Origin of the sequence: Pseudomonas sp. MRSN 12121 (assembly GCF_000931465.1) — a bacterium.
Lineage (GTDB): Bacteria > Pseudomonadota > Gammaproteobacteria > Pseudomonadales > Pseudomonadaceae > Aquipseudomonas.
Genome location: NZ_CP010892.1, coordinates 1,320,114 through 1,338,759, shown reverse-complemented (window position 1 = coordinate 1,338,759; position 18,646 = coordinate 1,320,114). Strand labels below are relative to the sequence as shown.

Below are 18,646 nucleotides of genomic sequence, written 5' to 3'. Positions count from 1 at the left end.
TGTACCGGGCCTTGGCTAAAACATCAGCCTCAGGACTGAATCTCGCCCGCGCTCTCGCGGGCCTCGTAGGCTTGCCGCACCGGCGCGAACGAACGCCGATGGATCGGGGTGGGCCCCAGGCGAGCCAAGGCTTCCAGATGAACGGGCGTCGGATAGCCCTTGTGGCCTCCGATGCCATACCCGGGATAGATCAGCTCGAACGCCGCCATCTCGCGGTCGCGGCTGACCTTGGCCAGAATCGACGCCGCGGCGATCGCCGGAACCTTGCTGTCGCCCTGCACCACGGCCTCGGCGGGCATCGCCAGTTTCGGGCAGCGATTACCGTCGATCATCGCCAGTTTTGGGGTCACGCTCAGCCCTTCGACCGCCCGCTGCATGGCCAGCATCGTGGCATGCAGGATATTCAGCTCGTCGATTTCCTCGACTTCGGCGCGGGCAATGCACCAGCTCAGGGCCTTTTCACAGATTTCGTCATACAGCTTTTCACGACGGGCCTCGGTGAGTTTCTTCGAGTCGTTCAGGCCGAGGATCGGCCGCTTCGGATCGAGAATCACCGCCGCCGTGACGACCGCGCCGCACAGCGGGCCACGCCCGACTTCGTCGACACCGGCAACCAGGTCTTCGGCATCGGCTACCAGCGAGAAATCCAGTCCCATCTGCATTTTTTCGTTACTCATGCCGGCTTGCCAATCAGGTTCAACACCGCGTCGGCCGCCTGGTTGGAGGCATCCCGGCGCAAGGTGCGATGAATCTCGTCGAATCCTCGGGTCTGCTCCTGCCCGTCTTCGATCAGGGGCGACAAGGTTTGGGCCAGCGCCTCGGCCGTAGCATCGTCCTGCAAGAGCTCGGGCACCAGCAAACGCTGGGCCAGCAGGTTCGGCAGGGAAATATAAGGACTCTTGACCATGCGCTTGAGAATCCAGAAAGTCAGCGGCGCCAGGCGATAGGCGACGACCATCGGACGCTTGTAGAGCAGCGCCTCGAGTGTCGCAGTGCCGGACGCGATCAATACCGCGTCGCAAGCTGCCAGCGCCTGATGCGACCGACCATCGAGCAGGGTCAACGGCAGGTCGCGACCGGCCAGCAATTCTTCCAGCTGGGCACGCCGCTCGGGGCTCGCACAGGGCATGACAAAACGCACCCCAGGACGCAGGGCACGCAAGCGTTGCGCGGCATCGAGGAACAGTGCGCCCAGGCGGCCGACCTCCCCGCCACGACTGCCTGGCATCAAGGCCACCAGCGGACCATCGGCCAAGCCCAGCTCGGCACGGGCAGCGGCCCGATCGGCCTGCAGCGGAATGGCATCGGCCAGGGAGTGCCCGACGAACCGTACCGGCACACCCTTCTCTTCATAGAATCTGGCTTCGAACGGAAACAGCGTGAGCATCAGGTCGCAACCTTCGCGAATCTTCAGCACACGCTTCTGCCGCCAGGCCCAGACCGAGGGGCTGACGTAGTGGACGGTCTTGATCCCGGCCTGGCGCAGCTTGAGCTCGATGTTCAGGTTGAAGTCGGGGGCGTCGATGCCGATGAACACATCCGGCTTCTCGGCAATCAGGGTCTGCACCAGTTTCTTACGACGGGCCAGCAGCTCGCGCAAGCGCCCCAGGACCTCCACCAGCCCCATGACCGCCAGGCGTTCCATCGGGAAGTAGGAGTTCAGCCCTTCGGCCTGCATCAGCGGACCGCCAACGCCCATGAATTCGACGGCCGGATGCTGGGCCTTGAGTGCACGCATCAAACCGGCGCCAAGGATGTCGCCGGAAGCTTCGCCAGCCACCAGCGCAATACGCAGTTTGCTCATGATTAACGGGTGATGCCGCGAGTCGAAGACTGGATCGAATCGCGAAATACCGCGACTTCGGGAAACTGAGTGGCCGCTTCCGCCAGCTCGGCGAGCGCCTGATCGACGGTCAGGCCCTGGCGATAAACCACTTTGTAGGCTCGACGCAGGGCGTGAATCGCATCCTCGCTGAAACCGCGACGGCGCATGCCCTCGAAGTTCATGCTGCGCGCTTCGGCCGGGTTGCCGAACACCGTGACAAAGGCCGGAACATCCTTGCCGATTGCCGTCCCCATGCCGGAAAAGCTGTGGGCACCAATGTGGCAATACTGATGAACCAGGGTGAAACCGGACAGGATGGCCCAGTCATCCACATGCACATGGCCGGCCAACGCCGTGTTGTTGACCAGGATGCAATGGTTGCCGATCACGCTGTCGTGACCGATATGGGCATACGCCATGATCAGGTTGTGATCGCCAAGGGTCGTCTCGGAACGATCCTGGATGGTGCCACGATGAATGGTTACCCCTTCGCGAATAACGTTGTGGTCGCCAATCACCAGGCGAGTCTCCTCGCCCTTGTACTTAAGATCGGGAGTGTCTTCGCCCACCGAGGAAAACTGGTAGATGCGATTGTGCTTACCGATCCGGGTCGGGCCCTTGAGAATCACATGCGGCCCGATCACCGTACCCTCGCCGATCTCCACGCCGGCGCCAACGATCGACCACGGGCCAACCTCAACGTCGTCGGCCAGGACGGCCGTCGGATCGATGATTGCGCGAGGGTCAATCAAACTCATAGTTTGCGTTCCGCACAGATGATTTCAGCGGAGCAGACCGGCTTGCCGTCGACCGAAGCCTGGCACTCGAACTTCCAGATCTGGCGCTTGCAGCTGATGAACTTGGCTTCCAGGATCAACTGGTCGCCTGGCAGCACCGGCTGGCGGAAACGCAGCTTGTCGGAACCAACGAAGTAGTAGAGGGTGCCATCGGCTGGCTTCACGTCCAGCATCTTGAAACCAAGGATGCCCGCAGCCTGAGCCATGGCTTCGATGATCAGCACGCCCGGCATGATTGGATGCGCAGGGAAGTGACCATTGAAGAAAGGCTCGTTGATGCTGACATTCTTGTAGGCACGAATGCACTTGCCCTCAACATCCAGGTCCACTACCCGGTCCACCAACAGGAACGGGTAACGGTGAGGCAGGTATTCGCGAATCTCGTTGATGTCCATCATTTCGGGGGGAAGCCTGTAGTAAAGATTGGGAGCGCACGACGGGCGTGCACTCCTCTAGCAAATCAAGGAGGCAGTCTAACGGCTGTGCACACTTGATATGGAAATGGTATCAGCCATCTGATGAAGCTTTGCCGTCGGGGGTCACGTCCCCTACGCGCTTTTCCAGCTGCCGCAGGCGTCGCGCGAGATCATCGAGCTGACGGATGCGTGCCGCACTTTTGCGCCACTCGGCGGCCGGCTGCATGGCTGTACCGGACGAGTAGGAACCCGGTTCGGTAATCGAGTGGGTCACCATGGTCATGCCGGTCAGGAAAACGTTGTCGCAAATATCGATGTGGCCAACCAGGCCAACACCACCGGCGAGCATGCAATGCTTGCCAATCTTGGTACTGCCGGAAATACCGACACAAGCGGCCATCGCGGTGTGGTCGCCGATCTGGACGTTGTGGGCGATCTGAATCTGGTTATCCAGCTTCACCCCGTTGCCGATAACGGTATCGGCCAGCGCACCACGATCGATAGCGGTGTTCACGCCGATCTCGACATCGTCGCCCAGGGTGACACCGCCGATCTGGGCGATTTTCTGCCAGACACCCTTCTCGTTGGCAAAACCGAAACCCTCACCGCCCAGCACCGCACCGGACTGAATGACCACACGCTTGCCAATTCGCACGTCGTGGTAAAGCGTCACTCGTGGCGCCAACCAGCCGCCTTCGCCAATCTGGCAGCGCGCGCCGATAAAGCAATGAGCACCGATCGAGACACCCGCGGCAATTTGCGCACCGCTCTCGATCACCGCGAACGCACCAATGCTGGCGGTCGCGTCGACCTGCGCATCCTCGGCGACCACGGCGGTCGGATGAATGCCGGCTGACGCCTTGGGCTTGGGATCGAACAGGTGGGAAATCCGCGCATACGACAGGTAGGGATCGGCCACTACCAGCGCATCCCCGGCGTAACCTTCGGCGTCCGCCGCCTTCAACAGCACGGCTCCCGCCTGACTATCAGCCAGGTATTTACGGTATTGGGGATTTGCCAAAAAGCTCAACTGAGCTGGGCCAGCCTCCTGCAAGGTGGCTAGCCCAGTGATTTCTTTCTCCGCCGAGCCACGCAGGGTGGCTCCGAGGAACTCGGCCAGCTGGCCGAGCTTTATGATCGCGGTCATGGATTACTTCAGCTGATTCATGCGCTCGATAACCTGGCGAGTGATGTCGTACTGAGGTTTGACATCAATCACTGCGCCACGCTCGAACACCAGGTCAAAACCGCCTTTCTTGATGACTTCTTCCACGGCGCTGTCGAGTTTCGGCTTCAGTTGCTTGAGCATTTCACGATCGGCAACAGCCTTGGCTTCGTTCAGTTCCTTGGACTGGAACTGGAAGTCACGGGCTTTCTGCTTGAATTCAAGCTCCAGGCGCTCACGCTCGCCCTGCTGCATCTTGTCGCCACCGGCAACCAGGCGATCCTGGATGCCCTTGGCGCTGCTTTCCAGGGTTTTCAGCTTGTTCAGTTGCGGACCGAACTTCTTCTCCGCATCCACTGCGTACTTCTTCGCCGCATCGGATTCCAGCAGAGCCATCTGATAGTTCAGCACGGCGATTTTCATGTCAGCGAAGGCCGGACCTGCTACCAGGACAGTCGCCAGGAGAACCAATTGAGTCAACTTACGCACGATGCACTCCTACAAAATCCGTTGTCGTTATCTTGGGTCAGGCTATTAGAAAGTCTGACCGAGGGAGAATTGGAACACCTGGGTATCAGCGTCGTCAGGTTTCTTGATCGGCATTGCCAGCGCGAAGCTCAGAGGACCCAGTGCGGTTACCCAAGTCACGCCGACGCCCACGGAGCTGGCCAGGTTGCTCAGGCTAATATCGTTACATTCCGTGTTGGCTGACGAGGAGGCAATGGTGTTTGTCGTCTTCGTGCACTTGGAGTCAAACACGTTACCCACATCCCAGAATACGGAAGTACGCAGGGAACGCTGATCCTTGACGAATGGCATCGGGAACAGGACTTCGACACCACCCTGAATCAATACGTTACCGCCAAATGGCAGTGGATCCTGATCCGGGTCACGTATCGTACCGGCGTTACCTGTCACATCAGCACCACGGCTCGGCGTACTACGCGGCCCCAGGGTGCTGTCTTTAAAACCGCGAACCGAGTTGAAACCACCAGCATAGTAGTTTTCATAGAACGGCAAGCCGTCGGTCGAACCATAACCATCGCCATAACCCAGCTCGGTGTGCAGGCGCATGGTGTAGGTGTCGGTCAGCGGCTGGAACAACTGGCCACGGTAGTCGAGCTTGAAGAACGACAGGTCACTGCCCGGAGTAGTGGTTTCCAGTACCAGGCTCTGGGAGTGGCCACGAGTCGCCAGCACGCCTTTGTTCAGGGTCGACTCGGACCAACCGGCCGAGGCCTTGAAGTTCAGGTAGTTGTCGCCTTCGCGGTTAACGAAGTCGAAAATTTCGTCGACGGTGTAACGACCGGTCTTGATCTTGTCCTGCTGCGCGGTCAGACCGAAGGTCAGACGCGACGTCTCGCTGATCGGGTAGCCCACGCTGACGCCGGCACCCAGGCTGTCTACCGCATAGCTCGCCACGTCGACATCGAGATCGTCGTAGTCGGTGGTGCGATAGAACGCGTTGTAGCCCAGGCTCACGCCATCGGCGGTCCAGTAGGGGTCGGTATAACCAAAGTTGTAGCGGCTCTGGTATTCGCTGCGGGTCAGACCGATGCTGACCCGATTACCGGTACCCAGGAAGTTGTTCTGAGTGATCGAACCACCCAGGATCAGGCCGGCGCTCTGGGCGAAACCGACGCTGGCGGTGATCGAACCGGAAGCCTGCTCTTCAACCGCGTAGTTGACGTCCACCTGGTCGTCGACACCTGGCACGGCCGGGGTTTCAACGTTGACTTCCTTGAAGAAGCCCAGCCGCTCAAGACGCGTCTTGGACTGGTCGATCAGATAGGTCGAAGCCCAACCGCCTTCCATCTGACGCATTTCGCGACGCAGCACCTCGTCCTCGGACTTGGTGTTGCCACGGAAGTTGATGCGGTTTACGTAAGCACGCTTGCCAGGATCGACCACGAAGGTGATATCGACAGTGTGATCGTCGTCGTGAGGCTGGGGCACGCCGTTGACGTTGGCGAAGGTATAGCCTTCGTTGCCCAGGCGACGGGTGATCAGATCGGAAGTGGTGGTCATCAGCTTGCGCGAGAACACCTGGCCCTTCTCGACCAGCAGCAGCGACTTGACCTGGTCTTCAGGCACTTTCAGGTCACCGCTGAGCTTCACGTCACGAACGCTGTACTTCTCGCCTTCGTTGACGTTCACAGTGATGTAGACGTGTTTCTTGTCCGGAGTGATGGAAACCTGGGTCGACGCGATATCCATGTTGATATAGCCACGATCCAGGTAGTAGGAACGCAGGCGCTCCAGGTCACCGGAGAGTTTTTCACGGGCGTACTTGTCGTCGTTCTTGAAGAACGACAGCCAGTTGGTGGTCTTGAGTTCGAACAGATCGATCAGGTCTTCGTCCGGGAATACGGTATTACCCACGACGTTGATGTGCTGGATGGCAGCTACGGTGCCTTCGTTGATCTTGACCTTCAGGCCCACGCGGTTACGCGGTTGCGGCACCACTTCGGTCTCGACAGTGGCGGAGTAACGGCCCTGAGCGACATATTGGCGCTGCAGCTCGTTACGCACGCCTTCGAGGGTGGCGCGCTGGAAGATTTCGCCTTCAGCCAGACCGGACTGCTTGAGGCCTTTCATCAGGTCTTCAGTGGAAATCGCCTTGTTGCCTTCGATTTCGATACTGGCGACGGATGGACGCTCGACTACCGTGATGACCAGGACATTGCCATCGCGACCCAGCTGGATATCTTGAAAGAACCCGGTTTTGAACAGCGCACGAGTGGATTCCACCAGGCGACGGTCGTCCGCCTGCTCACCGACGTTCAACGGCAAGGCACCAAAGACGCTACCCGCGGAGACCCGCTGGAGGCCATTGACGCGAATATCAGAGATAGTGAAGGACTCGGCGTGAACTTCGGCGATCATCAATACGGAGAGAACCGCAGTTAGCAGCAGACGTTTCATGAAGTCCTTTCTTATTCCAACTGGCAATAAACAAACTGCCGCAAAATGCGGCAGATTCGCAATTCAGCGAAGCGTTACAGACGACCCAGATCGTTGACCAGGGCAAGCAACATCACCCCGACCACCAAGCTGATCCCGATCTGTATCCCCCAACCTTGCACCCGATCCGACAAGGGGCGACCACGCACCCACTCGATCAGATAAAACAACAGATGCCCCCCATCCAATACAGGAATGGGCAGCAAATTCAGAACGCCCAGGCTAATACTCAGATAAGCAAGGAAATTCAAGAAATCAGCAACGCCCGACTGGGCAGAAGCGCCCGCCACTTTAGCAATGGTTATCGGTCCACTCAAGTTTTTTACCGAGAGCTCGCCGAACAACATTTTCTTCAATGAATCGAGGGTCAGCAGGCTCATCGTCCAAGTGCGCCGGGCACCCTCGCCGATGGCAGCCAGCGGGCCATAGCTGACTTCACGCAGCATTTGCGGTGGCCAGTCGACCGCCTTCACGCCGGCTCCAAGATAACCGCTGGCGACTTTCTCTTTACCGCGCGCCGCCAGAGTTACCGGGACGTCGATTTGAGCACCGTCGCGCTCGACGCGCAGCATAATTTTGGTATCAGGACGTACACGCACCCAGTCGACGACCTGCTGCCAGTCGGTCAGTTCCTGCCCGTCCAGCGCCAGCAGGCGGTCGCCGGTTTTCAGGCCAGCGGCCTGGGCCGGGCCTTTCGGATCGAGTTCGGCCAGCACCGGCGCAAGCGCCGGGCGCCAGGGGCGAATCCCCAGGGAACGGATCGGATCGGGCTCGTCGGTGCCCTTGAGCCAGTTGTCGAGCACCAGTTCGCGTGGCGAATCGGTGGTCGAACCCTGCTCGCGAACCAGTAATTGCAAGGTACCGCTCTCACCCAGGCGACGGACCAGTTGCAGGTTGACTGCCGACCAGCCCACCGTGGGCTCGCCATCGATTGCCACAATTTCCTGGCCAGCGTTCAGGCCAGCCTTGGCCGCCATGCTCCCCGCCTCGACGCCGCCGATGACCGGACGCACCTGCTCGGTGCCGAGCATCGCCAGCACCCAGAAAAACACCAGCGCCAGCAGGAAGTTGGCGACAGGCCCGGCAGCGACGATGGCAATACGCTGGCGCACAGACTTGCGATTGAATGACTGGTCGAGCTGGTCGACAGGCACCTCGCCCTCACGCTCGTCGAGCATCTTCACATAGCCGCCCAGAGGAATGGCGGCGACCACGAATTCGGTGCCGTGCCGGTCATGCCAGCGCAGCAGGGGCATGCCGAACCCCACGGAGAAGCGCAGCACCTTGACACCACAACGACGCGCCACCCAGAAGTGACCGAATTCATGGAAGGTGACCAGCACACCCAGGGCGATCAGGGTGCCGACAATCATATAGAGCGCGCTCATCTATTTTCTCCGCAATCCTAATCCAGTGCCGATTCGCCCAGGCTGTTGCAACCGTTACCGTGCGTTGCGTCCCAGCCACTGCTCAGCCAGGGCGCGGGCTTTGGCGTCCGCCGCGAACACGGCACTCAGTTCGTCGACCGGGACCACCGGCTCAAGGCTTAAAACTTCCTCGATGATACTCGCGATCTCGGGGTAGCGGATGCGCCGCTCGAGAAACGCTGCGACCGCCACCTCATTGGCAGCGTTCAACATCGCCGGAGCACTGTTACCGGCTTCGGCCGCCTGGCGCGCCAGGCGCAGACAAGGGAAACGCTCTTCATCGGGGGCCTGGAAGTCCAGGCGCGCCACGGCGAACAGATCCAGCGGCGGCACCCCGGAGTCGATCCGCTCGGGCCAGGCCAGAGCATTGGCGATCGGGGTGCGCATGTCCGGGTTGCCCAATTGCGCCAGCACCGAGCCATCCACATAGTCGACCAGCGAGTGAATCACGCTTTGCGGGTGAATCACCACCTCGACCTGGGCGGGCCGGGCATCGAATAGCCAGCAGGCCTCGATCAGCTCGAGCCCCTTGTTCATCATGCTCGCCGAATCCACGGAAATCTTGCGCCCCATGGACCAGTTGGGGTGGGCACACGCCTGTTCGGGCGTTACCTGCTCCAGCTCCGCCAGCGGGGTTTGCCGGAACGGGCCGCCGGAGGCGGTCAGCAGGATGCGCCGCACACCCACATTGCTCAGGCCGCGGGAAAAGTCCGCAGGCATGCACTGGAAGATGGCGTTGTGCTCGCTATCGATCGGCAGCAGTACCGAACCACTCTTGCCCACCGCTTGCATGAACAAGGCGCCGGACATGACCAGCGCTTCTTTATTGGCCAGCAGGATTTTCTTGCCCGCCTCGACAGCGGCCAGGGTCGGACGCAGCCCTGCCGCCCCGACAATAGCCGCCATGACCGCATCGACTTCAGGAGCCGATGCCACCTCGCACAGCCCCTCCTCGCCCACCAGCACTCGAGTGGGCGAACCGGCATTGCGCAAATCATCCTGCAGGCTACGCGCGGCAGCGACATGGGGGACCACGGCAAAACGCGGGGCATGGCGGATGCACAGCGCCAGCAATTCGGACAGACGACTGAAACCGCTCAGGGCGAAGACCTGATAACGCTCGGGATGACGCGCGATGACATCCAGGGTGCTCAAGCCAATGGAGCCTGTCGCCCCAAGCACCGTAATCTGTTGCGGGCGACTCACAGCGCAGCCATCCACAGCAGCACGGCAAATACCGGAATGGCCGCGGTCAGGCTGTCGATACGATCGAGCACACCGCCATGCCCTGGCAGCAGGTTGCTGCTGTCCTTGATCCCCGACTGGCGCTTGAACATGCTTTCGGTCAGGTCGCCCACCACCGAGATAAAGACCACCACAGCCGCCCCCAGCAAGCCGAGGATGAGCTGTCCGACAGACCAGCCCGCGACCAGGCCGACCACCAGGGTGATCACCAGGCTCAGCAGCAGGCCGCCGTACACCCCTTCCCAGCTCTTGCCCGGGCTGACCTGCGGCGCCAGCTTGCGCTTGCCGAAAGCCTTGCCGGAAAAATAGGCACCGACATCCGCCCCCCAGACCAGCACCATCACCGCCATGATCAACCAGTTGCCCGAGGGCTGCTGCTTGATGAAGACCAGGCCCTGCCAGGCCGGCAACAGGATCAGCAGGCCGATCACCAGCTTGGCCGCGGCGCCGGCCCAATGTCCGCTGCTACGCGGATAGGTGAGCACCAGGAACGTCGCCAGCCCCCACCAGAGCACTGCCGCCCCCAGCGCCCAGGGCGCAATGCCTGGCAGCAAGTGCATCAGGAACAGCAGCAAGGCGACCACTAGCGCATAGGCGACACGCGGTGCCTGGGCCTCGAAGCCCGCCAGGCGCGCCCACTCCCAGGCCCCAAGGGTCACCACCAGCCCGATAAACAGGGCAAAGGCAGAACCTTCGAGCAGGAAAAAACCGCACAAGGCGATCGGCAGCAGGATCAGCGCAGTGATGATTCGTTGTTTGAGCATTAAACCCGGGCTCCAGCCTCGACCTGCTCGCTCGTTTTACCGAAGCGACGCTGGCGGGAAGCGTAATCGGCCAGCGCGGCGCGCATGGCATCGTGTTTGAAGTCCGGCCAGAACAGGTCGGAGAAATACAGCTCGGCGTAGGCCAGCTGCCACAGCAGGAAGTTACTGATGCGGTGCTCGCCCCCGGTACGAATGCACAGGTCCGGCAACGGCAGGTCGCCGGTGGCCAGACAGGTTTGCAACAGCTCGGGAGTGATGTCGTCGGGGCGCAGATGCCCGGCCTGGACTTCCCGCGCCAGGCGCTGGGCGGCCTGGGCAATATCCCACTGACCGCCATAATTGGCGGCGATCTGCAGGATGAAGCGGTCACTGCCCGCGGTCATCGCTTCCGCTTCGCGCATCGCAGCCTGCAACTCGGGATGGAAACGCGAACGGTCGCCGATGATGCGCAGGCTGATGTTGTTTTCGTTGAGACGCTTGGCCTCTCGCCGCAACGCCTTGAAGAACAGATCCATCAAGGCGCTGACTTCATCGGCCGGACGCTGCCAGTTTTCACTGGAGAAGGCGAACAGGGTCAGCACCTCGACCTTGGCCTCGGCACACACCTCGATGACCGCCCGAACAGCGTCGACCCCCGCTTTATGCCCGGCGACACCCGGCATAAAGCGTTTTTTCGCCCAGCGATTGTTCCCGTCCATGATGATCGCGACGTGGCGTGGCACTGAAGACGGTACAGACTGCTTGGTCTTGTCCATGAAAACGTCCTGACCCCTTATACGGCCATCAGGTCCTTTTCTTTTTCTTCGGTCGCCTTGGCGATCTGCGCTTCGAATTCCTTGATCAGCTTGTCGATTTCGGCACCGCCACGGCGCTCTTCGTCTTCACTGATCGCCTTGTCCTTGGTCAGCTTCTTCAGCTCGCCCAGGGCATCGCGACGAATGTTGCGCACGGCAACCCGCGCGTCTTCGGCGGCGGCGCGCGCCTGCTTGGTGAAGCCCTTGCGGGTTTCCTCGGTCAGCGGCGCCATCTTGATCAGCAGCAGCTCGCCCAGGTTGGTCGGATTGAGGTTCAGGCCGGCACTGCCGATGGCCTTGTCGATCGCCGCCAGCATGTTGCGCTCGAACGGCACAACCTGCAGGGTCTGGGAGTCTTTTACCGTCACGTTGGCAACGCCGCTCAACGGCGTGTCGGTGCCGTAGTAAGGCACCATCACGCTGCCCAGGATGCTTGGGTGCGCCTTGCCAGTACGGATCTGGCCGAACGCATGGGCCAGGGATTCCAGGCTCTTCTTCATGCGTTCCTGAGCGTCTTTCTTGATTTCGTTGATCATTGTTCGCCTTCCTCGATCAGGGTTCCTTCAGCGCCGCCGTGAACGATGTTCAGCAGGGCACCGGGCTTGTTCATGTTAAATACGCGCAACGGCATCTTATGGTCGCGACACAGGCAGATCGCCGTCAGGTCCATGACACCCAGCTTGCGATCCAGCACTTCATCGTAAGTCAGATGATCGAACTTCTCGGCATGCGGGTCTTTGAATGGGTCTGCGGTGTACACGCCATCGACCTTGGTTGCCTTGAGCACGACGTCGGCATCGATCTCGATCGCTCGCAGGCAGGCCGCGGAGTCGGTCGTGAAGAACGGGTTGCCGGTGCCGGCCGCGAAGATCACCACTTCCTTGGAGTTCAGATGACGCATCGCCTTGCGACGGTCATAGTGATCGGTCACGCCCACCATGGAAATGGCCGACATGACGATGGCCGAGATATTCGCACGTTCCAGTGCGTCGCGCATGGCCAGGCCGTTCATCACAGTGGCCAGCATGCCCATGTGGTCGCCCGTTACCCGATCCATGCCGGCCGCGCTGAGCGCCGCACCACGGAACAGGTTGCCACCACCGATGACCAGACCAACCTGAACGCCGATTCCAACCAGTTGGCCGACTTCCAGTGCCATGCGGTCCAGCACCTTAGGGTCGATCCCGAACTCTTCCGAGCCCATCAGGGCCTCGCCGCTAAGCTTGAGTAGAATGCGTTTATAGCGAGCTTGATAACCACTGCCCTGCTGAGCCATTGCGAATCTCTCCTGCGGCGTATTTTAAAAATTCTCTGCAAGCTGTTTGCAGCCTGCGTTCACTCTAGCTTGACGCTGTCACAGCGCCATCAGAACACGACTTTGTAAGCCGGTTCCGAAAGCAATCCATTAAATTGATTGCCCCATTTGAAAAGAGGCTGCGCGCGTGAGCGGGCAGCCTCTTTCGGCGACAGTTGAAAGACTGTCTTACTGCTTGGCGGCAGCCAGCTGGGCAGCAACTTCTTCAGCGAAGTTGTCGACCGGCTTCTCGATGCCTTCGCCTACCTTGAAGTAGGTGAAGGAAACGATTTCAGCGCCGCCTTTCTTGGCCAGCTCGCCGACCTTGATTTCAGGGTTCTTGACGAACGCCTGCTCAACCAGGCTCGCTTCAGCCAGGAACTTGGCGATACGGCCCTTGACCATGTTTTCAACGATGTTTTCAGGCTTGCCTTTGATCTTGTCTTCGTTCAGCTGCATGAACACGGCTTTCTCGCGCTCGATGGCTTCAGCGGAAACTTGCGAAGGCAGCAGGAACTCAGGGTTGCTTGCCGCTACGTGCATCGCGATGTCTTTGGCCAGCTCGACGTCGCCGCCTTTCAGGGCGACCACAACACCGATCTTGTTGCCGTGCAGGTACGAACCGACAACGTCGCCTTCGATGCGGGTCAGACGACGGATGTTGACGTTCTCGCCTACTTTGGCAACCAGCGCTTCACGAGCGGCTTCTTGCGAAGCGATCAGCGGAGCGGCGTCGGTCAGCTTGTCAGCAAAGGCTTTTTCAACGCTGGCAGCCACGAAGTTCTTGAAGTCGTCCTGCAGAGCCAGGAAGTCGGTCTGCGAGTTCACTTCCAGGATGACCGCGGACTTGTCGTCGGCCTTGATGGCGATAGCGCCTTCAGCGGCAACGTTGCCAGCCTTCTTGGCAGCCTTGATGGCGCCCGAAGCGCGCATATCGTCAATGGCTTTTTCGATATCGCCGCCAGCCTTGGTCAAGGCTTTCTTGCAGTCCATCATGCCTTCGCCGGTACGCTCGCGCAGTTCTTTAACCAACGCTGCAGTAATCTCTGCCATTTTCAAATTCCTCTTGGATAGGTTTTCAACCATTCCACCCGACTGAACGGGCGATCAATTCTTGAGCTCCGCTCTCGAAAACCCTTGATAGCCGCCACACATGACAAGAACTGCAGGGGCGCCATCGATAAATGATTTTCGAGGTGGCAAAAAGGGGGCCTAGCCCCCTTTTTGCGTACTGAGTAAACGCTAAGCGTCAGTTACTCAGGCTTCAGCTGCCGGCGCTTGAGCGTCTTCAGCGAATACTTCGGTGCCGCCGGCAACGTTGTTGCGGCCACGGATCACGGCGTCAGCCATCGAACCCATGTACAGCTGGATGGCGCGAATGGCGTCATCGTTGCCTGGGATGATGTAGTCAACGCCTTCCGGGCTGCTGTTGGTATCGACAACGCCGATGACCGGGATGCCCAGCTTGTTGGCTTCGGTGATTGCGATGCGCTCGTGGTCAACGTCGATCACGAACAGTGCGTCAGGCAGACCGCCCATGTCCTTGATACCACCCAGGCTGCGATCCAGCTTTTCCAGGTCGCGAGAACGCATCAGCGCTTCTTTCTTGGTCAGCTTGGCGAAGGTGCCGTCTTCCGACTGAACTTCCAGGTCGCGCAGACGCTTGATGGAAGCACGGATGGTCTTGTAGTTGGTCAGCATGCCGCCCAACCAGCGGTGATCGACGTACGGCGAACCGCAACGTGCTGCTTCTTCAGCAACGATCTTGCCAGCGGAACGCTTGGTGCCGACGAACAGAATCTTGTTTTTGCCCTGAGCCAGGCGCTCTACGAAGGTCAGAGCTTCGTTGAACATTGGCAGGGTTTTTTCAAGGTTGATGATGTGGATCTTGTTGCGCGCGCCGAAAATGTACTTGCCCATTTTCGGATTCCAGTAACGGGTTTGGTGACCGAAGTGCACACCGGCCTTCAGCATATCGCGCATGTTGACTTGGGACATGATAGTTCCTTAATAAGTCGGGTTAGGCCTCCACGTATCCCAATGACCAACCAACAGCATGTGCTGAGGGCACCCAGGTCATCGTGTCGACACGTGTGTGGGTTTAGGCTTTTCGGGGCATCCCCGGAAAGCGGCGCATTTTATATCACAAGAAGGGCAAAAACGGAACCCGGATTCTCATCTCCCCCACCGCGCCTTTTTGCTCCGCCCCTGGAATCGGGCCAGAATGCTCCACTGTTATAGAAAGAAGCGATGCATAGAGCCTCAGATTTGCCCCGGGGCTCTGTTAGAATCGCCTCTTTGCGGCTTTTGAAAGCGCGACGCCACCCACGCGGGTTCGCCCTGCATGCCGCTTTCAAGCCATTCCGTGTTTATCCGCGCCACCGAGCGTCAAGAGAGCCTGTATGACCGTCACCCTCAAAACTCCCGAGGACATCGCAAAAATGCGTGTCGCCGGCAAACTGGCCGCCGAAGTGCTGGAAATGATTGCCGAGCATGTCAAACCCGGCGTGACCACCGAAGAGCTGGATCGCATCTGCCACGACTACATCGTCAACGTGCAGCAGGCGATTCCCGCACCGCTGAACTACAAGGGTTTCCCCAAGTCCATCTGCACCTCGATCAACCACGTGGTCTGCCACGGCATCCCGAACGAGAAGCCGCTGAAGGACGGCGACACCCTGAACATCGACGTCACCGTGATCAAGGACGGTTACCACGGCGACACCAGCCGCATGTTCCACGTCGGCAACGTGCCGGTCTGGGCCGAGCGTCTGTCGCAGATCACCCAGGAATGCATGTACAAGGCCATCGAACTGGTCAAGCCGGGCTGCCGCCTGGGCGACATCGGCGAAGTGATCCAGAAGCACGCCGAGAAGAACGGCTTTTCGGTGGTTCGCGAATTCTGCGGCCATGGCATCGGCAAGGTGTTCCACGAAGAACCGCAGATCCTGCATTACGGCCGCGCCGGCACCGGCATGGAGCTGAAGGCCGGCATGACCTTCACCATCGAACCGATGATCAACCAGGGCAAGGCCGACACCAAGGTGCTGGGCGATGGCTGGACCGCGATCACCAAGGACCGCAAGCTGTCCGCGCAGTGGGAACACACCCTGCTGGTGACCGAGACCGGCTATGAGATCTTCACCCTGCGCAGCGATGACACCATCCCGCGCGTTTCGGCCTGATCCCTGCCTCTGCGCCGGTCCCTATAGATAGAAGGAAAGCCAATCGATGCCGCAGGTGGATCCCGAATTGTTCGACCGCGGCCAGTTCCAGGCGGAACTGGCCCTGAAGGCAAGCCCTATCGCGGCCTTCAAGAAAGCCATCCGTCAGGCACATGAAGTGCTCGACACGCGCTTTCGCAACGGACGGGATATCCGCCGGCTCATCGAGGACCGCGCCTGGTTCGTCGACAACATCCTGCAAAAGGCCTGGGACCAGTTCGACTGGAGCGACGACGCCGATATCGCCCTGGTGGCGGTCGGCGGCTACGGGCGCGGCGAGCTGCACCCCTATTCGGACATCGACCTGCTGATCCTGCTGGACAGCGCCGACCACGAAGTCTTCCGCGACTCCATCGAACGCTTCCTGACGCTGCTCTGGGATATCGGCCTGGAAGTCGGGCAAAGCGTGCGTTCGGTGGAGGAATGCGCCGAAGAGGCCCGCGCCGACCTGACGGTGGTCACCAACCTGATGGAAAGCCGCACCATCTGCGGCCCCGAACGCCTGCGCCAGCGCATGCTGGATGTCACCAGCACGGCCCACATGTGGCCCAGCAAGGACTTCTTCCTGGCCAAGCGCGCCGAGCAGAAGGCGCGGCACCACAAGTACAACGACACCGAATACAACCTGGAACCCAACGTCAAAGGCTCACCTGGCGGCCTGCGGGACATCCAGACCATTCTCTGGGTCGCCCGGCGCCAGTACGGCACCCTGAACCTGCGGGCGCTGGCCGGCGAAGGCTTCCTGGTGGAAAGCGAGAACACGCTGCTGGCCTCGTCCCAGGAGTTCCTGTGGAAAGTCCGCTACGCCCTGCACATGCTGGCCGGGCGTGCCGAGGATCGCCTGCTGTTCGACCACCAGCGCTCGATCGCCAAGTTGCTGGGCTTCGAGGGCAGCGACGCCAAGCAGGCCATCGAAAGCTTCATGCAGCAGTACTACCGAGTGGTGATGAGCATCGCCCAGTTGAGCGACCTGATCATCCAGCATTTCGAGGAAGTCATCCTCGCCCCGGAAGACGAAGCACCGCCGCAGCCGATCAACTCGCGGTTCCAGCTGCATGACGGCTACATCGAAGCGATCAACGCCAATGTGTTCCGACGCACGCCGTTCGCCATGCTGGAAATCTTCGTGCTCATGGCCCAGCACCCGGAGATCAAGGGCGTACGCGCCGACACCATTCGCCTGTTGCAGGAAAACCGTCACCTGATCGACGACGACTTCCGCCATGACATCCGCAATACCAGCCTGTTCATCGAGTTGTTCAAGTGCGAGATCGGCGTCCACCGCAACCTGCGGCGGATGAACCGCTACGGCATTCTCGGGCGCTACCTGCCGGAGTTCGGCCACATCGTCGGGCAGATGCAACACGACCTGTTCCACATCTATACGGTCGATTTCCACACCCTGAACCTGATCAAGCACCTGCGCAAACTGCAGTACACCCAGGTTTCGGAGAAATTCCCGCTGGCCAGCAAGCTCATGGCCAAGCTGCCCAAGCCCGAACTGATCTACCTGGCCGGGCTGTACCACGACATCGGCAAGGGCCGGCACGGCGACCATTCGGACATCGGCGCGGTGGACGCGGAAGCCTTCTGCATCCGCCACCAGTTGCCGCTGTGGGACACCCGCCTGATCGTCTGGCTGGTGCAGAACCACCTGGTGATGTCGACTACCGCCCAGCGCAAGGACCTGTCCGACCCGCAGGTCATCCACGACTTCGCGCAGATCGTGGTCGACCAGACCCGCCTGGACTACCTGTATGTGCTGACGGTGTCCGATATCAACGCCACCAACCCGACGCTGTGGAACTCCTGGCGCGCCAGCCTGCTGCGCCAGCTCTACACCGAGACCAAGCGCGCCCTGCGCCGCGGCCTGGAAAACCCAGTGGACCGCGAAGAGCAGATCCGCCAGACGCAAAGCGCGGCCCTGGACATCCTGGTGCGCGCCGGCACCGACCCGGACGACGTCGAGCAGCTCTGGGCGCAACTGGGCGACGACTACTTCCTGCGCCACACCGCTGGCGACGTGGCCTGGCACAGCGACGCGATCCTCCAGCAGCCGGCCGACGGCGGGCCGCTGGTGCTGATCAAGGAAACCACCCAGCGCGAATTCGAGGGCGGTACGCAGATCTTCATCTACGCCCCCGACCAGCACGACTTCTTCGCCGTGACCGTGGCCGCGATGGACCAGCTCAACCTGAACATCCACGACGCCCGGATCATCACCTCCAGCAGCCAGTTCACCCTCGACACCTATATCGTGCTCGACAACGATGGCGACTCGATCGGCAACAATCCGCAGCGCGTCAAACAGATCCGCGACGGCCTTACCGAGGCCCTGCGCAACCCTGACGACTACCCGACCATCATCCAGCGCCGGGTACCGCGTCAGCTCAAGCACTTCGCCTTCCCGCCGCAAGTGACCATCCACAACGACGCCCAGCGCCCGGTGACGGTGCTCGAACTCAGCGCCCCCGATCGCCCCGGCCTGCTGGCGCGCATCGGCAAGATCTTCCTGGAGTTCGACCTGTCGCTGCAGAACGCCAAGATCGCCACCCTGGGCGAGCGCGTGGAAGACGTGTTCTTCATCACCGACGCGCACAACCAGCAACTGTCCGACCCCCAGCTGTGCAGCCGCCTGCAGGACGCCATCGTCGAACAGCTGAGCGTCGGCCACGAACCGACTACCGCCTTGACGCGCCTGAACATCTGACCAGGCGCCACGACCCGCTTT

At 60.5% G+C, this 18,646-nt stretch carries 17 protein-coding genes; 2 read left to right on the top strand and 15 right to left on the bottom strand.

The window, feature by feature from the left end:
- Nucleotides 1-29: 29 nt before the first annotated feature.
- The 15 genes from rnhB to rpsB all read right to left on the bottom strand — a co-directional run bounded on the left by rnhB (nucleotide 30) and on the right by rpsB (nucleotide 14,689).
- Complete coding sequence (gene rnhB / locus TO66_RS05975; protein WP_171820140.1) at nucleotides 30-662, bottom strand: ribonuclease HII; 633 nt, start codon at nucleotides 660-662, stop codon at nucleotides 30-32.
- A gap of 11 nt (nucleotides 663-673) precedes the next feature.
- Complete coding sequence (gene lpxB, locus TO66_RS05970; RefSeq protein ID WP_044461463.1) at nucleotides 674-1,804, bottom strand: lipid-A-disaccharide synthase; 1,131 nt, start codon at nucleotides 1,802-1,804, stop codon at nucleotides 674-676.
- Between the two features lie 2 nt (nucleotides 1,805-1,806).
- Nucleotides 1,807-2,583: an acyl-ACP--UDP-N-acetylglucosamine O-acyltransferase gene (lpxA, locus tag TO66_RS05965; protein ID WP_044461462.1), complete on the bottom strand. Its 777-nt coding sequence runs from the start codon at nucleotides 2,581-2,583 to the stop codon at nucleotides 1,807-1,809.
- A complete protein-coding gene (gene fabZ / locus TO66_RS05960) occupies nucleotides 2,580-3,020 on the bottom strand; it encodes a 3-hydroxyacyl-ACP dehydratase FabZ (RefSeq protein ID WP_007924058.1) in 441 nt (146 codons plus the stop codon). The genes lpxA and fabZ overlap by 4 nt, the downstream gene beginning before the upstream one ends.
- 109 nt (nucleotides 3,021-3,129) lie before the next feature.
- Entirely contained in the window at nucleotides 3,130-4,185 is a 1,056-nt protein-coding gene (gene lpxD / locus TO66_RS05955) for a UDP-3-O-(3-hydroxymyristoyl)glucosamine N-acyltransferase (RefSeq protein WP_044461461.1), read from the bottom strand.
- Nucleotides 4,186-4,188: 3 nt separating this feature from the next.
- A complete protein-coding gene (locus TO66_RS05950; RefSeq protein WP_007924063.1) occupies nucleotides 4,189-4,692 on the bottom strand; it encodes an OmpH family outer membrane protein in 504 nt (167 codons plus the stop codon).
- Between the two features lie 45 nt (nucleotides 4,693-4,737).
- Nucleotides 4,738-7,128 carry an outer membrane protein assembly factor BamA gene (bamA, locus tag TO66_RS05945; RefSeq protein WP_044461460.1) on the bottom strand — a complete coding sequence of 797 codons (2,391 nt, stop codon included), beginning with the start codon at nucleotides 7,126-7,128 and terminating at the stop codon, nucleotides 4,738-4,740.
- 74 nt (nucleotides 7,129-7,202) lie between these two features.
- The gene (rseP, locus tag TO66_RS05940; protein ID WP_044461459.1) at nucleotides 7,203-8,555 is read right to left on the bottom strand and encodes a sigma E protease regulator RseP; all 1,353 of its coding nucleotides are present in this window, start codon (nucleotides 8,553-8,555) and stop codon (nucleotides 7,203-7,205) included.
- A gap of 54 nt (nucleotides 8,556-8,609) precedes the next feature.
- Complete coding sequence (gene ispC / locus TO66_RS05935; RefSeq protein WP_044461458.1) at nucleotides 8,610-9,800, bottom strand: 1-deoxy-D-xylulose-5-phosphate reductoisomerase; 1,191 nt, start codon at nucleotides 9,798-9,800, stop codon at nucleotides 8,610-8,612.
- A complete protein-coding gene (locus TO66_RS05930; RefSeq protein ID WP_044461457.1) occupies nucleotides 9,797-10,603 on the bottom strand; it encodes a phosphatidate cytidylyltransferase in 807 nt (268 codons plus the stop codon). The genes ispC and TO66_RS05930 overlap by 4 nt, the downstream gene beginning before the upstream one ends.
- Nucleotides 10,603-11,358 (bottom strand): polyprenyl diphosphate synthase, encoded by a 756-nt coding sequence (gene uppS / locus TO66_RS05925; protein ID WP_044461456.1) that lies wholly within the window; start codon nucleotides 11,356-11,358, stop codon nucleotides 10,603-10,605. The genes TO66_RS05930 and uppS overlap by 1 nt, the downstream gene beginning before the upstream one ends.
- Before the next feature lie 17 nt (nucleotides 11,359-11,375).
- Nucleotides 11,376-11,933, bottom strand: coding sequence for a ribosome recycling factor (frr, locus tag TO66_RS05920; protein WP_044461455.1), 558 nt, complete (start codon nucleotides 11,931-11,933; stop codon nucleotides 11,376-11,378).
- Entirely contained in the window at nucleotides 11,930-12,673 is a 744-nt protein-coding gene (gene pyrH / locus TO66_RS05915) for a UMP kinase (protein WP_007924076.1), read from the bottom strand. Before pyrH ends, frr begins: the two co-directional genes overlap by 4 nt.
- A 207-nt stretch (nucleotides 12,674-12,880) precedes the next feature.
- Nucleotides 12,881-13,744 carry a translation elongation factor Ts gene (gene tsf, locus TO66_RS05910; RefSeq protein ID WP_044461454.1) on the bottom strand — a complete coding sequence of 288 codons (864 nt, stop codon included), beginning with the start codon at nucleotides 13,742-13,744 and terminating at the stop codon, nucleotides 12,881-12,883.
- A 204-nt stretch (nucleotides 13,745-13,948) separates the two neighbouring features.
- Complete coding sequence (gene rpsB, locus TO66_RS05905) at nucleotides 13,949-14,689, bottom strand: 30S ribosomal protein S2 (protein WP_044461453.1); 741 nt, start codon at nucleotides 14,687-14,689, stop codon at nucleotides 13,949-13,951.
- 404 nt (nucleotides 14,690-15,093) lie between these two features.
- Here rpsB and map point away from each other — a divergent pair, with 404 nt between their 5' ends.
- Both map and TO66_RS05895 read left to right on the top strand, forming a co-directional pair.
- A complete protein-coding gene (gene map, locus TO66_RS05900) occupies nucleotides 15,094-15,876 on the top strand; it encodes a type I methionyl aminopeptidase (protein WP_044461452.1) in 783 nt (260 codons plus the stop codon).
- Nucleotides 15,877-15,922: 46 nt separating this feature from the next.
- Nucleotides 15,923-18,625 (top strand): [protein-PII] uridylyltransferase, encoded by a 2,703-nt coding sequence (locus tag TO66_RS05895; protein WP_044461451.1) that lies wholly within the window; start codon nucleotides 15,923-15,925, stop codon nucleotides 18,623-18,625.
- The last annotated feature ends 21 nt before the right edge of the window (nucleotides 18,626-18,646 follow it).